Raw genomic sequence first — 15,815 nt, 5'->3', positions numbered from 1 at the left:
GAAATAGTTTTGATTCGTAAATATTGGAGGAAGAGTGATTTAACAGATTTACAAGGAGCATCAACCATCGTTTACAGTACTAAAAGTCGGATGAGAGATTGTCAGACGAAGGATTTTGTGGAGACGCATAAGTTTCAGGGGGTTGGAGAGAACGAGACAGGTAATATTCCGTTATCATTTATTATTAATGCCGCAGAGGAGTATATTTTGTTTGAGGATTTTACGGAAAATCATAACAAAACTTACTTTCTAATTGGCAGCCCTACATTAGGCGTAGAAGATCTTGCATATAGTTTACGTGTGCGAGTAACGACCGATTCTTCTGAAACTCCGCTTGAATATACTATTCCACTGTCACAAACGAGGGCATTTCAATTGGAAAATGTGCGCAGAGTAACAGTCCAACTCAATGATCTCCCAATATCACTCCAACGAAGAATTAGCTTTTATCTAGAACAGACATTTTGTATTTCCTGTTCAGAAACGGGGCACTAACAAGTACATTACGAGTATATATCAAAAAAACATCTGCATCTGTTGCAGAGAAAATGGAGGCCATTAACCATGAAAAAGCAAAGTTATATTGAAAGTCATTTTGTAAAAGGAAGTGGGCAAAATCAGTCCGGAAACATTCCTGTTCTATTTCCTCTTCGCTCAAATGAGACCGAAATTATTTTTTCTGACGAAACCAACAACCATAATCAAACACTTATTCAAATCAAATCGATCGGTGTCGGTCCCTTTCCTCCTTTTCCACTTCAAGTCTTCATCTTCACAAAAGACTGCTTATATCCAATTGTTGCAGAGGTACAAGGATCTGAGCTTTTTAACGAAGGAAACACACGTGCATTTCAAGTAGAAAACTTTCATTTCCTCGCCATCCGGTTCAACGACGAAGTAGGCCAACGTGAAGCAGCAGCTGAAGTATTTATTCAAAAGACATTTTGTATAGGTTGTCGGAACAGATAATTGATTTACCCAACTATAGGATGGCTTGGAAACAAAAGGGGATACCTATGTACCCCTTTTTTTAGGCTTAATACAAAGCAAGAGGACCATCCATAGATGGCCTCATCAATTTATTACTTCTTCTTCCTGTGCCTTTGAGAAGAACCAGCCTCCTGCAGCAATTAAAAGCAAAACAACGTAGAAGGTTACTTTCCACTCTGTGGATTTTGGGAAAGCTTCCGGTAAAATCCCTAATTGAGGATGTGCTAATGTATACACAAGTAGCTTTACCCCAACCCATCCGACAATGAGGAAGGCAGCAATCTCAAGACCTGGTCTGGATTTCAATAATGCAACAAATAAATTAGCTGCAAAACGCATAATAATCAGCCCAATTAACCCTCCGGCAAAAATTACAAGAAATTTCCCTCCGTCTAATCCTCCAATTGTTGGAAGCGGAGTATCCGGCAATGTTACGGCAAGTGCAACCGCTGCTAGAATCGAGTCCACGGCAAAAGCGATATCTGCTAACTCCACTTTGAGTACGGTACCCCAGAAGCCCGCTTTCTTCTCTTTTTCTTTCCTTACTTTTTGTTTCTTAAAGACATATTTTCTAAGGATATGGTTCAGTGAAATGAAAAGAAGATAAATGGCTCCAATTGCCTGTACTTGCCAAACATCCACTAAAAACGAAATGACAAACAAAGAGCCGAAGCGGAAAACAAACGCACCCGCAAGTCCATAAAATAAAGCTTTTTTACGTTCTTTTTCTGGTAAATGCTTTACCATGATTGCTAATACCAAGGCGTTATCTGCTGCCAAAAGTCCTTCAAGTGCTACAAGTAGAAGCAAAACCCATGTATATTCTAATAATATGGAAACATCCATCATTAAACCTCCTAAAAGCTGTTGGCTTACTAATAGCGTTTGCAACATCGGAATTTTTAGTGATGGATGATTTAGGTATATGATGATTAACTTTTACATAAGGCTCTTTTCTCACCGATTGTTGTAACCCGCCTGTAAGAAAGCTGTAATCGGCTCTGTTACCACTTAACCACCTTTTTGGCAAACAGTACTTATCTGTAAGGAACCCCCTTAATTAATCGTCCCTGTTACCTACTACCATTAGGATAGCTATGCTCACTATTGTTAATTTTTTCTAACCTATTTCTAAAAAAAGTATCATTAAATTCTTCTATGCGAAAGGGGATAATCGGGGCTAAGTATGGTACTCCGACAGAGCGCAGGGAAATCATATAGAGGATCAGAATAGTTGTCCCAATGACCATGCCAGGAATTCCAAAAAGATTCCCAATCCATAAGAATGCAAAACGCAGTGTATTTGTAGGGGCTGCCATCTGCTTTGAAACAATTAAGAGGCTTGTTAAATACGTAATTGCCACTAATATAAGACTGAACGGATGTATTATTTTGGCTGAAACAGCCGTTTCTCCAATTGCAATTGTAGCCAACAAAGAAACAAAAACAATCGCACTTGGAGGAATCCTAAAGATTGCATCGGCTAAAACCATTAGTAAGAAAAATAAAACGATCATACTCCAAAAAGGAGACAGCAACTCATCTCCTTTAAATAACGTTTCAGCTACATTTTTGGGTAACTTGTCTGTTAGGTATTTGGACACGACAACATACATGCTTGGGATGTAAATTGCCATAATAAAGCTTACTAGCCTTACTAAACGTATACTAAACCGCCCCAGTTTTTGATTATATTCATCAGGTGATTGAAAGGCAGATACAAATAAACCTGGTAAGATAATTCCATAAGGGTTCCCATCAACCAATACTGCTACTTTTCCATCATATAATGAAGATATAATGACATCAGGGCGCTCAGTCGTTTCCGACATTGAAAAAAGAAAATCTTTTGACGGGTTCTCCATCGCTTCTTCCAATAGTTTTCCTTCTAATACATAATTAACTTTTAGTTTATCTATGCGCCTTTTTACTTCATTCAACACATCTTGGTCCACAACATCTTGAATGTATAGGATGGAGACAGAAGTTTTAGACAGGCTTCCTAGATTCCTGGAGTCTGTACAAAAATTAGAAGTCTTTAACAATCCGCGTAATAGACTTATATTTGTATCAAGGTTTTCCGTTAAACCTACCAACCCACCCTTAGGAGAACGCTCGCTTACTACTTGTTCTAAACTTCTTTCTTTCCTCTGGGCTGTCTTTGCGATAATTCCCTGATCATACCCCTGTAAAAGAATGACAGTATCTCCGTCTAAAACAGCGTCTATCATTTCTTCCAAAGTGTTGGCTATTTTTATGCTTGCAGTTTTAATGTATTTCTGAGAGATAACCTCTAAGCAGGAATTATCCCTTGGTAGTTCATCACCAATTTCTAAAAGGGAGTCAATGATATGAGTCTCTATTTTAGCTGTATCCACCATTCCATCCATAAACACAAGTGCCATATTTAGAGTATTTTCCTTGCCAACTTTTAGCTTTCTTATGGAAAAAGATGACGTATGGTGAAAACAATATTCAATATTGTTGATATTTTCTTCCAGGTCGGTTTGAATGAACTTATTCATGTTGTTCCAATCACCTAACATATATTTGTATGTAAATTATAGAAGAGCAACGGTCGTTATCTAATATGCTCGGTAGTGATGAAACTATACTAATATGCTTGAATGAAGATGATTTAGCTTATTTTACTTTTAGCATTTGCATCTACCTACAACAGATAATAAATCTGCTTCCCTTTCTCATGTCCCCTGTAAGAGAAGGAATTCTTGATCTGAATCACTACTGTTATGAAAAAAGTGCATCAATATGGAAGCTCCTTCGTTGATATAAGATAAGTACCATTTTAAGTCCTTCACAACCACTGAAAGAAATTACCATTATAAGGCCTCCTATACTTGATGTAAATTCAACATATTTAAACAAAAGTTAACTATTAGGCAACTAATGGAGTAGTCGTATATACTTTACCTTGGGATTAACCCTCTTCACCCTTCTCAAAAAAATATTTAATCATATATATAGGAGTAAAATGGTTTTTGAGGAGCGAGGAGAATGGCAATTAAACCACCGGTGTTGCAAAGGGGAGATACGATTGGGTTGGTTACTTTGGGGAGTCCTCTTGATGCGACCACAATAAATACGAGGGTACAATATTTGCGGGATATGGGGTTTAACGTTGTGTTTGGAAAATACGTGTATTCGATTGATGGGATTGTATCTGCCCCTCCTGACAAAAGGGCTGAAGATCTTATGGATATGTTTAAGAACCCCAATGTCAAAATGATACTTGCGACACGCGGAGGGACAGGTGTACAACAGATTCTGCCTTATCTTAATTTTGATGTAATTAAGGAAAATCCAAAATTGATTTCCGGGTACAGTGATATTACCGTGCTGTTGAACTGTCTGAATCAGTTTAGTGATCTGATAACGTTTCACAGCTTGATGCTTATTGATTTCCGAGCGGAAACTCCCTCTTATAATTTCAATCAATTTTTTGCAGCGACCTCTACGTTTGTCTCCCCGCGAGCTATTATGAATCCACCAGAAGTGGTGCGTATGGGGATAAATCCCGGAAATGTGACCGGGCCAATTGTTGGAGGGAATATCACTTCCATCGTCAATACGCTTGGCACACCTTATGAAATTGATACAAAGGACAAAATTCTTTTTCTAGAGGACACGCATACACCTGCCAACATGATTCTTCGCTACTTTACCCAACTGTCCATGGCAGGTAAATTTAGGGATTGCCTCGGTATCATCATGGGGGAATGCACAAATTGTCCGGTTGCATATAACACGTCCTATGCAGATCTTATTAATTCAGTTCTCGTGCCGACGAGAAAGCCCTTGATTATGAACTTCGCCACCGGTCACGGGAGGTTTAAGGCTGCCATTCCGATTGGTGCTACTGTTAATATGAATGCTACGAATAATACTATAACGGTGATGGAGCCAGCGGTATCGTGGGGACAGATACCGTGATCAATTTTGGAGAATCATTATCTTGGTGATTCAAGTAGGTTTATGTAAATATATGGTTTGTCGATCATTTGAATGGATTTTTTGAATAATTGGGCGGTTTTTTTGTATACTTTAGGTCGTTTTTTGACTAATTCGCCCCGTTTTTTGACTAATTCAACTTTGCTTACCTAGCTTAGGAAATCCCAGCTCATTAGCTTTGCAATTTCAACACTATCTCAATATACCTTGCTATAATAGTCGATATTTGTATCCTTCTTCTATATCCAAATTTAAAAGCGAGTAGAAATAAGCTTATTCAAACGTTTGTTTAAATTTTATTATGCAAAAATAATAGCAGCTTTTACATCCTCAGAGTTACTGTTCAAAGAAAGCATATAATTCCTCTACTTCATACGTCTTAAAGACCAGTTTCTCCTCATTAAAGACCAAAATAACAGGAAATTGCTCGACTCCAAGCTCTTTTTGGTAATCCACCACATACTCATCATCATTTACAATCCAAGTGGCTACCACTTCCTCCTCCGTGACGTCGAGAACCTTTTCATAAAGAGGGTCTTGCAATTCTAGAGGCAATACAGCCCCTTCTTCATACATAACAACTAGCTTATAGCCATCTACATGTGATAGGAACCGTGAATACTTTTCCTCAAAGGTCATATCTAATAAGACGAGTTCCTTAGGCTTTCCTTCAAAACTTTCTCCCCTAGGTGGATTTATTAACACTTTTTGACCTTTCTTCAAGTCGTTAAGAGATGCTTCCTTCCCATTCTCGTACTTAATCGTGGTTTCGTCCGTAATTTTAGCTAAGTAGGAGTAACCCTCGTCTGTTCCATTCGATCCTTTTCTATCTCGTTTTTCCCATTCAGAAATGTCCACTTCCACACTGTCTTCACTAACATCCCATACCGTACCGATCATTTTTTCATCGTCATATTGTGAATTTGGGTTCTCTTTACCACCAACTGCATTGCTTCCACAAGCGGTAAGAAATAAAATACTAAAAAACATAAAAAACAAATGCCTCATGGTTTCTCCTCCTGGTTTCAAAGGGTCAGGTACCGCGACCCACCCTTTATTTTCCTTATCTATTCTTCGTTAAGTCGCAAGTGATACCCTTCTTTTTCCAACATTCAAAGTAAAATCACTCTCCATGGGGCACTATAAGCTTAACTGGAGGGATTAAAGATGAAGAAGTTTACCTTACTTTTTTGTATAGCATGCTTTCTATTAGTTGGTTATCAACCTGTTCCATCGACAGAGGCCGCACATGTTGCAGCTCAACAAGTTCCAAGTTACGCAAAGTGGGGACAGCTCGCGATGAAACGGACAAAAGAGGCTTATCCAAAAGCCGAGATTGTCGACTATTTACATATGGGCAGACAGGAAGGCCCAATATTAACAACAGAAAAATTCAGATTGTGGCTAAAAGATGGGGACAAAGAGTTCGGTGTGAATGTTACGATTAGTTTTTATAAGGAGACGGAATCTGTTAAAGAGGTGAAGTTGGAGGAGATAAAGCGGAAAGGGAAAAGGCGGAGGTAGTGGGAGATAACCAATTCAGGGAGATGGAGTTATTTTGAGTGATTTGTTTTTATTACCTATTTTCATTCTGGGGTGATGCTTCGGGGGTTTGGTGAGTGACCTCTAGTACTGTTTCTTTGTTGAGACTCGGGCTTCGGGCCTTGAGCGGCGCTCTCTGTTACCGTTTTTCTGCTGACACTCGAGCTTCGGGCCTTGAGAGCCGCTATCTGTTACCGTTTCTCTGTTTTTGCACGGCGTTCGGGCCTTGAGAGGCGCTATCTGTTACCGTTTCTCTTCTGCAGCTCGGGCTTCGGGCCTTGAGAACCGCTCTCTGTTACCGCTTAGCTGCTGAAACTCGAGCTTCGGGCCTTGAGAGGCGCTATCTGTTACCGTTTCTCTGCTGAAGCTCGGGCTTCGGGCCTTGAGAGGCGCTATCTGTTACCGTTTTTCTGCTGCAACTCGAGCTTCGGGCCTTGAGAGCCGCTATCTGTTACCGCTTAGCTGCTGAAACTCGGGCTTCGGGCCTTGAGAACCGCTCTCTGTTACCGTTTCTCTGCTGACACTCGAGCTTCGGGCCTTGAGAGCCGCTATCTGTTACCGTTTCTCTGCTGAAGCTCGGGCTTCGGGCCTTGAGCGGCGCTATCTGTTACCGTTTTTCTGCTGACACTCGAGCTTCGGGCCTTGAGAGCCGCTCTCTGTTACCGTTTCTCTGCTGACACTCGGGCTTCAGGCCTTGAGAGCCGCTCTCTGTTACCATTTCTCTTCTGACACTCGAGCTTCGGGCCTTGAGAGCCGCTCTCTGTTACCGTTTCTCTTCTGACACTCGGGCTTCGGGCCTTGAGAGCCGCTCTCTGTTACCGTTTCTCTTCTTACGCTCGGGCTTCGGGCCCTGAGAGGCGCTCTCTGTTACCGTTTCTCTTCTGACACTCGGGCTTCGGACCTTGAGAGCCGCTCTCTGTTACCGTTTCTCTGTTTTTGCACGGCGTTCGGGCCTTGAGAGCCGCTCTCTGTTACCGTTTCTCTGCTGACGCTCGAGCTGGGCCTTGAGCGGCGCTATCTGTTACCGTTTCTCTGCTGACACTCGGGCTTCGGGCCTTGAGAGGCGCTCTCTGTTACCGTTTCTCTGCTGACACTCGGGCTTCGGGCCTTGAGAGCCGCTCTCTGTTACCGTTCCCCTGTTATTGGTAACCATACCTGTCCCCTCAACCCCCAAAAAAGAGGCGTCCAAAAACCGGACGCCTCTCCCACTCAATCTACTATCTAGTTCTCCTGCACTTCCCTACGGTTCTTCTTAAACATCTTCGACAACACCTCATACACAATCGGCACAATAATTAGTGTCAACAGCGTAGAACTCGTCAGTCCACCAATAACGGTAATACCTAGACCTTTTGAAATCAGGCCTCCGCCACCGTCAATTGCTAGTGGGATTAGTGCTCCGATCGTCGCGATAGCTGTCATCAAGATTGGGCGTAAGCGGGTTGCGCCTGCTTCTAGGATGGCTTCGCGCATCGTCATCCCGTCACGTTCCATGTGAATGATGCGGTCAACAAGTACGATTGCGTTCGTTACAACGATACCAATCAGCATGAGTAGTCCCATCATAACTGGAACCGAAATCGTCTCTCCTGCCAGCAACAATCCGACAAAGGCTCCAATTACTGCAAACGGTAAGGAGAATAGGATCGCAAATGGCGCTACTCCTTCCCCAAATGTCACAACTAAGATGAAGTAAACGATCGCAATTGCTGCAAGCATCGCTAGCCCCAGTTGTGTGAAGGTTTCTTGCATGTCTGCTGTCACACCGGCAACTTCCATCGTTACGCCGTTCGGCAGTTCCACGTCACTGATGGCTTCATCCACTTCTGCAGTTGCTTTGGAAACGTCATCTCCAATGACCGTTCCGCTGACAGAAGCGTAGTATTCGCCTTTTGATCTAGCTAAGGTATTCAACGTGGTTCCTTCTTCTACTTCAACAAGCTCTGAAAGAGGCATCGTCCCACCCATAGCAGTCGGAACTTCAGTTTCTAACAATTCTTCAATTGATTTCGGCTGCTCTTTTTGCTCTTCTTTTACGATGACATCAAGGGTTTTGCCGTCTTTTTCTACATTTGTCAGCACTTCTTCAAATTGTGGACTAAGCATCATCACGATTTGTCCTGCTGTCAGTCCATATTGAAGCAACTCATCCTGACTGACCTTCAGAGTGTGCTCAACATACGCTTCCTCCGCAGTGGAAGATACATTTTCTAATAAATCTACTCCGCTCATCGCGTCTTCTACTTGTTTCACTGCTTCATTGAGGTTATCAAGGTTTTCACTTGAGAATGTGTAGCTAATTTCGTTGGATGCCATCGCTCCTCCAGTGGCGAAGTTTTGGCTTTTCCATTCACCAGATTGGCCGATATTGAACACATAGTCTTCCACTTCTGTTCTTGCTTCTGGGAAGTTTTCCATGTCAGGGTCAAAAATGAGGTACATTAACACACCGTCAGATCCGCCACCCATCATGGCCATTTGTTCATTGGCTCCTTCTGTGACTGATAGCTGGACAATGTCAATATCGTCACGTTCCATCATAGCTTTTTCGACTTCTTCCACATTCGCAAGGGTCTCTTCTCTTAGCTCCCCTGCTTCTGGTGTGTACGTTAAGTACATGACTTTTTCTTCTTCGCTTCCTAAAAAGCTGAATCCGATAAGTGGAGTCAGTCCAAGACTTCCTACAAGTAAAACAACCGCTATAATAGACGTAATGATTTTATGGTTCAAGGACCAGTTCAATACACCTTTGTACCAGTTTGCAAGTTTTCCAATTTCCTTATGGCCGCTTTCTGTCTTTTCGCTATAAAGCTTTTTCTTGAAAAGGAAGTGCGACATCGCCGGAACGATGGTTACCGCTACAATTAGTGATGCACCTAGCGCGAAGGTCATCGTCAGCGCGAACGGCATGAATAGCTCGCCTACCATTCCACCTACGAAAATTAACGGTGCGAAAACAGCAACCGTCACAAGCGTCGAGGATAAAATCGGCTTGAACATTTCAAGCGTTGCTTCCCTGACAAGTGCGCGGCCTGTTAATTTTTCTTCCTTCAAATGCAATCTGCGGTATATATTTTCCACAACAACGATGGAGTCATCGATAACACGACCGATTGCGACGGTCACCGCTCCAAGCGTCATGATATTCAACGTGATTTCCATCCAGTTTAAAAGTAAGAATGCCATGAAAATGGACACCGGAATGGACACGATGGAGATAAGGGTCGATTTGATATCCCTTAAGAATAAAAGGATGATTAAGATTGCAATCGCGCCACCAAACAATGCTTTTTCTACCATTGTTGTCACGGATTTCTCGATTGGTTCCCCTTGATCGAGGGTCACATCGATCACTAGACCATCAAGGCGTTCCTGCTCTTCTTCCATCAAGGATTTCACTTGATTCACCACATCCACCGTGTTTGCTTGCGGATGTTTCAACACTTGAATCGCAATAGCGTCTGCTCCGTTCGTTCTAGAGACAGATTCCACTTTACCAATTACTTCGATTTCAGCAATTTCGCTTAATTTTACAAAAGGAACTTGAACCGTTTCGGACGGAGTGACTGGAATCAGCATTTCCTCTAGTTCTGCTGCAGTCATGAATTTCCCGTCAACAGAAACTGCTTCCTCTCCCTCTTTGAACTCATAAAGTCCTAAGGAAACATCCAAGTTGCTTGCTTGAATCATCTGTTTGACATTGTCTTCTGTTAACCCAAGTTCCGCCATGCGCTCTGTGTCATAGCGAAGCTCGACCTCTTCAATATGCTGTCCAGCAATCGTCGCGGACGCAACGCCTTCAAGCTTTTGGATCTTCGGAAGCAAGGATTCTTCGACAGTTGCCGATAGTTCCACGATATCCTCTGTATCACTGCTTGCACTTAGGGCAACAACAGGCATCATGTTCATGCTGATGGAATTGACCATTGGTTCTTGCGCACCCTCTGGTAGTTCCACATCAGCCAATGCGGAGGTTAATGCTCGCTTTGCCTCATCCATATCTGTTCCATATTCATATTCAATCTGTAAGTTTGCCATGTTAGAATAGGAGTTGGAATAAACAGCTTTTACATTGTCTAGTCCTTCCGCCACCTGCTCAAGCGGAATCGAGACATCCTCCATCACAGTTTCTGGTGTGGCTCCAGGATACACATCCATCACCATTAAAAATGGAATGGAGATATCCGGAATCGTTTCCGTTTTCATCTTTGTACCGGAATAGATTCCTGCTACGGTAATGATAATAGTCAGTAACCATACTGCCAGCTTGTTTCTAATTACAAAATTGACTAACCCTCTCACGGTTGCACCTACCCTTATATTGACTTAATATACTCTATTCCATATAATAATGACTATACGGTCATATGTCAACGAAATGTATAGGAGAAAATACATGTCTAAAAAACAACTAATTATGGAAAAAGCGACAGAACTGTTCGCCAAACAAGGCTTTGAAGCTACTTCCATCCAACAAATAACAGAGCAATGCGGTATATCCAAAGGGTCCTTCTACCTATCTTTTAAATCAAAAGATGAGTTGATCATGGAGATGCTCGACTACTTTTTCAAGATGGTCACAACAGAGACTGACCACTTAGTCACAGGTAGTGCAAACGATAAGAATTTACTTTTTAAGTTTTACAAACTGATGTTTCACTATTTTGCACAACACGCCGACTTCGCAAGAGTGCTAATAAAAGAAATGCCACATTCTTTGAATCAGGAATTGCTGATGAAATCTAGAGCCTATGACATAAAAACGTCTCAAAGCATATTGGCAATGGTGGAAAATATATATGGCGACCAGGTCCGAGCAACCAAATATGACATTGTTTACTGCATCAAGGGATTTATCCGGATATATTCAGAACTATTCCTGTTTTACGAGGTTGATTTGGATATGAACTTACTTTGTCAGTCTCTTGTTGAGAAAACAGATAGCCTCGCGAAGCATTCTAATATTCCATTCATTACAGAGGATCTGGAGTTTTATCTGAAGAATGCTGATAAAATTGGGGATTCTGAATCTAAGGAAGAAGTGCTTGCCCTGATGGATAGGCATGCAGGGGAGACCGAAAATCGTGTGGTTAAAGAATCGGTGCAGATGCTGAGGGAGGATATAATAGAACCTTCGCTGCCGCTTGCAGTCAGAAAAGGCTTGATTGAGAATGTCCGCGTTCATCCTGAGGGGAAATGGTTGGCGTTGGTGTTGGATCGGTGGTTTGGGTTTTAGGGGCTGGCAACGCGACCCACTGAGGGGCGGCGTGCCTGTCCCCTCAGCCCGTGTTTAGTTAAATGTCCGAAGTTTTTGGTTTTTTGACCGAAGTTTGTCCGAAGTTGACCGAAGTTTTGGCAAAGTTGGCCGAAGTTTGTCCGAAATTGACCGAACGAAATTTTGAAGTGTCCAAAGGTGGTTGAAAGTTGACCGAATGTCTCTTTAATTTGACCGAACCCCTAGTCTTTTTCCACTTTTTTGTCCGAAGAAAGGGGATAAATGTCCGAACCAGAAATCACCGACCAAAACTGAGTCATTTTCAACTAAAAATACATGTATTTCTATCAAAACCCACTATAGCGAGCAAATCTTTGTTACGGGTCGGCACACCCAATCTCTCAGTCCGTTTCCCTCAAGAAATCTTAGTAGTATATCTACATACTGGATATCCATTACACCCATAAAAAGATCCATATTTACCCTACTTAATTGAAAGCTTACCACCACATTTTGGACAGATTTCTAAATCCGTCTCGTTAAGAGTCTGCTTCTTCACAATTGGTTTTACAACCACTTTCCCAGCTTGTTTATCTCTTATCGCTTCTACATGCCTTTGATGTACAATTCTCTTTTGCTTCCCATCCTGGATGACCAATTGTTCCAAGGCTTTGTTAATTCCTCGCAGCTCCACCTCACTAATATCACGCCTTAACGATTCCTTTATGACCTTGTTTAGCTGCGGAATTTGGACAACCCTTGCCGAACTGAAATTATCTTCAAACTTCAACGTGGACCTGCTGGAGAAAGCAATAATAGATTGGTAGTTATGCTGCTCTCCGAGATAACCCTTCAACGCCTTAATGTGCCCATAATTCTGCCAAATTGGATTTAAAAACTTCTCTTTGCGCTTATAGATCACCTGTATCCAATTACGTTGATTTTCCTTTCCGAAAATCCATCCTTCGTAATGTTTGGTTTCAATAACAAAGATGCCAGTCGGCGAAGCTACTACATGATCGACTTGCGACGTACCTCCATTTTCATTTGGCACATATAAATCATGATACACGGTGAATAACGGGCCCAGCTTCTCTAACTCTTTGTTCACAGCCCGCTCCCCAACCGCCCCTTTTATCCTTGCATAGTTGGCTTTTAAATAGACCATTCCAGCTAAAAAAAGAAACGGCAAAACAATAGGGATTATAAAATACAACAATGGTAACACGATAATAATACTTAATAAAATAACTGCAGCTTTCTGATAATTGGACAAAGAGACACCTCGTTTGATTTGGAATATAAGTTAATTCAATTCCAATTTTAGGGTAGAAAATTGTATAAATCTAGTATTTTATGTAAGAAAATAGATAAAAAGAACTATATACGAATCTATAATCCTCCCAAAAATTATTGCACTAAACTATGCGGAAATAGTCGATATTACTCGATACGCTCTCAATCCTCATTTTTCAACACCAAAAACAAAATTAATCAAACGTTTGTTTAAAAATAATTATTCAAGAAAAATTTCATGAAACCAAATGTCCCTCAAACCTCACTTGACTTCTTTAAAGTGAAGACCGGTCAGCGTGCCTGCCCCCTCAGCCCCCAAAGAATAAACTCCTCATTCCAGGAAAGAATAACCACATATAAAATACCGATAAAGTGAGTTGAATTGTTTGTACACTGAGATGTATCCCCTTGAGGTTAATCTTTTATGGTTTTATGTTGCTGTCATGTTCATTGCTGCTGTCATTTTTGCAATAATGGGGTTTAAACGAAAAAAGTTGCCAAGAGCCGAATTTCTTATTGCTTTCATTATTGTCGCTTGGTCTGGAACTGCTTATTCGGCCATGGCGTTGGGGCAGGGGCATGTCACCATAGGAGACAAAGTAACCTATTATGCACGATATTTGGACTGGTTAGTGACAACACCGCTTTTACTTGTGGCGTTAGCTTTTACGGCAATGCATTATATGCCAAAAGATAAGGTGCTAATTGGTGGGCTGATCGCTGCAGATGTGTTTATGATTTTGACAGGCTTGATTGCTGACTTATCTCCCACTCCAGTAAGGTACTTTTGGTATGGGTTAGGTTGGGTAGGCTTGATGTTTATCATGTATATCATCTGGTGGCCCCTTAGACGAAAGGCCCTGTCACAAAGCGTTAATCTACATCGCTTCTACCTCATTGTGGCCGGATACTTGACCATTCTTTGGTTTGGATACCCTACATTCTGGATTCTCGGCCCTTCTGGTGTTCATCTTTTTGGCCAAGTAACGGATACCATACTTTTTGTGTTTTTACCCATCTTCTCAAAAGCTGGTTTCAGCCTCATTGATTTACTTGGTTTGCAGAGGTTAGGAAAGAATTCGTCAAAAGTACCCCAGCCCATTCAATGAGTGGTGAAAGAGGACAGGAACCGAGTCACCGTGCCTGTCCCCTCACCCCTCTTAAAATTTCTCTTGCAAAATAATTCAGAACATTATATGATACTCTCAATAGCACATGAGTTAGTGCTACGCTCAAGCTTTGAGCCCATATACTCCAAAGGGGAGTAGCTGACAGTTATGTCGACAATACGTGATAGCAATATCACCGGCTTAACTGGCAACGTTGACGTTGTTTGCGAGACCTTTGCCATCATGGTAAAGGGATATATTTGTGTATTTCCAAACCTTTACCATTTAGTTGGTAAAGGTTTTTTTGTATTTTTCAGGGAGGGATTGGCGATCTAAACAACACTTCGATAGCTAAGGAACCATAATCAAAAACCCATAAAAAGGAGAAAAGTGATCTTAATTGAAACACCTTTCTGAAAAAAATTTATTAATCTGGTTAACCTTTATTGTCACGTTGAAATTGTATGCAATATCCATTTTAACGTTAGACTTGCACACCCCACCAAGATCATTGGCATTACCATCATCACCAGCCATTTAAATGAACCTTGTTTTACATGATAAAGATAAATAATAGATTAATGGAGCGGAGGAAGATAATAATTGGATATTGGATTGTTGCTTGAATACGGTTGGGTGTTGCTCATTCTCATTGGTCTGGAAGGAATTCTTGCGGCGGATAATGCGCTTGTCATTGCAACGATGGTAAGGCATTTACCTGAAAATCAACGAAAGAAAGCTTTATTTTACGGTTTAGCAGGGGCATTTGTGTTCCGATTTGGATCTTTATTCCTTATTTCCTACCTTGTCCACATCTGGCAGGTGCAGGCTGTAGGGGCATTATATTTGTTGGGGATTGCTGTGTATCATCTTTTGAAAAAGCATGTATTAAAGCCTAAGCTCATAAAGCATGCGGAGGAAAAGAAAGGCTCTGGCTTCTGGATGACTGTTATCAAAGTAGAGCTGGCTGACATTGCCTTTGCTGTAGATGCGATTCTTGCTGCGGTTGCACTTGCGGTTATGCTACCGACAACAAACCTTCCGACAATCGGTGGTTTGGACGGCGGACACTTTGCCGTCATCCTTGCAGGTGGAATTATCGGATTGGTGATCATGAGATTTGCGGCCGGATACTTTGTCACCTTGCTTGAAAAACGTCCTGGATTGGAGACCGCTGCATTCTTTGTGGTAGGTTGGGTTGGGGTAAAATTAGGGGTATACGCCCTTTCGCATCCTGAATTGGCGATCCTCTCGGAAGGCTTTGCTAAGGGAGCACCTTGGAAGATTACGTTCTGGGTTGTGCTTGTGTTGATTGGGGTACTTGGGTGGATTCTTTCTAAAGAGAAACCAAAGGTGCAGGTTGAAAATTAATGTGTTGGGTTGCAGGGACACGGAGACCTGCAACCCATTTCTTGAAATATTCAACACCTTCTACAAACTATTATCGCAACATACTATGCGAAAATAGTCGATATTACTCGATGTATTTTAAATACACATTTATCAACTTCAGAAATTAAATTAATTAAACGTTTGTTTGAAAAAAGTTATCTAAGAAAAATAGCATAAACCATACTTTTTTACATTAAAGCAAAAACGGGTTAGAGTGCCTATCCCCTCCATATTCCTCACTTCTACCCGTGTTTGATCAAATGTCCGAAGTTTTCGGAATTTTGACCGAAGATTCATGAAAG

Annotated in this window: 13 protein-coding genes and 1 pseudogene; 8 read left to right on the top strand and 6 right to left on the bottom strand. The window is 41.6% G+C overall.

The window, feature by feature from the left end; all coding sequences use genetic code 11:
- Nucleotides 1–9 precede the first annotated feature (9 nt).
- Nucleotides 10–495, top strand: coding sequence for an exosporium protein D (locus HC179_RS14290; protein WP_168864903.1), 486 nt, complete (start codon nucleotides 10–12; stop codon nucleotides 493–495).
- Between the two features lie 69 nt (nucleotides 496–564).
- Nucleotides 565–969, top strand: coding sequence for an exosporium protein D (locus tag HC179_RS14285; RefSeq protein WP_168864902.1), 405 nt, complete (start codon nucleotides 565–567; stop codon nucleotides 967–969).
- A gap of 105 nt (nucleotides 970–1,074) precedes the next feature.
- Here HC179_RS14285 and HC179_RS14280 read toward each other — a convergent pair whose 3' ends face one another.
- Together HC179_RS14280 and HC179_RS14275 are read right to left on the bottom strand one after the other, a co-directional pair.
- The gene (locus HC179_RS14280) at nucleotides 1,075–1,836 is read right to left on the bottom strand and encodes a TerC family protein (protein ID WP_168864944.1); all 762 of its coding nucleotides are present in this window, start codon (nucleotides 1,834–1,836) and stop codon (nucleotides 1,075–1,077) included.
- A gap of 227 nt (nucleotides 1,837–2,063) precedes the next feature.
- Entirely contained in the window at nucleotides 2,064–3,515 is a 1,452-nt protein-coding gene (locus HC179_RS14275; protein ID WP_168864901.1) for a spore germination protein, read from the bottom strand.
- Nucleotides 3,516–4,005: 490 nt separating this feature from the next.
- On the opposite strand from HC179_RS14275, the gene HC179_RS14270 reads away from it, so the two are divergent.
- Nucleotides 4,006–4,941 (top strand): S66 peptidase family protein, encoded by a 936-nt coding sequence (locus HC179_RS14270; RefSeq protein WP_168864900.1) that lies wholly within the window; start codon nucleotides 4,006–4,008, stop codon nucleotides 4,939–4,941.
- A 354-nt stretch (nucleotides 4,942–5,295) separates the two neighbouring features.
- On the opposite strand, the gene HC179_RS14265 is transcribed toward HC179_RS14270, so the two are convergent.
- Nucleotides 5,296–5,967 carry a hypothetical protein gene (locus HC179_RS14265; RefSeq protein ID WP_168864899.1) on the bottom strand — a complete coding sequence of 224 codons (672 nt, stop codon included), beginning with the start codon at nucleotides 5,965–5,967 and terminating at the stop codon, nucleotides 5,296–5,298.
- Between the two features lie 159 nt (nucleotides 5,968–6,126).
- Here HC179_RS14265 and HC179_RS14260 point away from each other — a divergent pair, with 159 nt between their 5' ends.
- Nucleotides 6,127–6,483: a DUF3889 domain-containing protein gene (locus tag HC179_RS14260; RefSeq protein ID WP_168864898.1), complete on the top strand. Its 357-nt coding sequence runs from the start codon at nucleotides 6,127–6,129 to the stop codon at nucleotides 6,481–6,483.
- A 1,239-nt stretch (nucleotides 6,484–7,722) separates the two neighbouring features.
- Here the strand turns inward: HC179_RS14260 and HC179_RS14255 are convergent.
- Nucleotides 7,723–10,803 carry an efflux RND transporter permease subunit gene (locus HC179_RS14255; protein WP_168864897.1) on the bottom strand — a complete coding sequence of 1,027 codons (3,081 nt, stop codon included), beginning with the start codon at nucleotides 10,801–10,803 and terminating at the stop codon, nucleotides 7,723–7,725.
- A 94-nt stretch (nucleotides 10,804–10,897) separates the two neighbouring features.
- Between HC179_RS14255 and HC179_RS14250 the strand changes: the two genes are divergently transcribed.
- Nucleotides 10,898–11,737: a TetR/AcrR family transcriptional regulator gene (locus tag HC179_RS14250; RefSeq protein ID WP_168864896.1), complete on the top strand. Its 840-nt coding sequence runs from the start codon at nucleotides 10,898–10,900 to the stop codon at nucleotides 11,735–11,737.
- Between the two features lie 394 nt (nucleotides 11,738–12,131).
- Here the strand turns inward: HC179_RS14250 and HC179_RS21380 are convergent.
- Together HC179_RS21380 and HC179_RS20920 are read right to left on the bottom strand one after the other, a co-directional pair.
- Nucleotides 12,132–12,197: pseudogene (locus HC179_RS21380) on the bottom strand (hypothetical protein); the annotation flags it as partial.
- A gap of 3 nt (nucleotides 12,198–12,200) precedes the next feature.
- Nucleotides 12,201–12,992, bottom strand: a complete 792-nt coding sequence (locus tag HC179_RS20920; protein ID WP_205825334.1) for a nuclease-related domain-containing protein — start codon at nucleotides 12,990–12,992, stop codon at nucleotides 12,201–12,203.
- A gap of 406 nt (nucleotides 12,993–13,398) precedes the next feature.
- Between HC179_RS20920 and HC179_RS14240 the strand changes: the two genes are divergently transcribed.
- The 3 genes from HC179_RS14240 to HC179_RS14230 all read left to right on the top strand — a co-directional run bounded on the left by HC179_RS14240 (nucleotide 13,399) and on the right by HC179_RS14230 (nucleotide 15,492).
- Nucleotides 13,399–14,121, top strand: coding sequence for a bacteriorhodopsin (locus tag HC179_RS14240; RefSeq protein WP_168864895.1), 723 nt, complete (start codon nucleotides 13,399–13,401; stop codon nucleotides 14,119–14,121).
- A 168-nt stretch (nucleotides 14,122–14,289) separates the two neighbouring features.
- Entirely contained in the window at nucleotides 14,290–14,457 is a 168-nt protein-coding gene (locus HC179_RS14235) for a hypothetical protein (RefSeq protein ID WP_168864894.1), read from the top strand.
- A gap of 267 nt (nucleotides 14,458–14,724) precedes the next feature.
- Nucleotides 14,725–15,492, top strand: coding sequence for a TerC family protein (locus tag HC179_RS14230; RefSeq protein ID WP_168864893.1), 768 nt, complete (start codon nucleotides 14,725–14,727; stop codon nucleotides 15,490–15,492).
- Nucleotides 15,493–15,815 lie beyond the last annotated feature (323 nt).

This window comes from Bacillus sp. RO1 (assembly GCF_012524115.1).
Lineage (GTDB): Bacteria > Bacillota > Bacilli > Bacillales > Bacillaceae_I > Sutcliffiella_A.
The sequence above is the reverse complement of the archived record's forward strand: the minus strand, read 5'-3'. Positions and strand labels throughout refer to the sequence as shown.

Coding starts and splice junctions, on each gene's coding strand:
- HC179_RS14285 (WP_168864902.1), top strand. CDS start 565: ATGAAAAAGCAAAGTTATATTGAAAGTCATTTTGTAAAAGGAAGTGGG.
- HC179_RS14280 (WP_168864944.1), bottom strand. CDS start 1,836: ATGGATGTTTCCATATTATTAGAATATACATGGGTTTTGCTTCTACTT.
- HC179_RS14275 (WP_168864901.1), bottom strand. CDS start 3,515: ATGAATAAGTTCATTCAAACCGACCTGGAAGAAAATATCAACAATATT.
- HC179_RS14270 (WP_168864900.1), top strand. CDS start 4,006: ATGGCAATTAAACCACCGGTGTTGCAAAGGGGAGATACGATTGGGTTG.
- HC179_RS14265 (WP_168864899.1), bottom strand. CDS start 5,967: ATGAGGCATTTGTTTTTTATGTTTTTTAGTATTTTATTTCTTACCGCT.
- HC179_RS14260 (WP_168864898.1), top strand. CDS start 6,127: ATGAAGAAGTTTACCTTACTTTTTTGTATAGCATGCTTTCTATTAGTT.
- HC179_RS14250 (WP_168864896.1), top strand. CDS start 10,898: ATGTCTAAAAAACAACTAATTATGGAAAAAGCGACAGAACTGTTCGCC.
- HC179_RS14235 (WP_168864894.1), top strand. CDS start 14,290: ATGTCGACAATACGTGATAGCAATATCACCGGCTTAACTGGCAACGTT.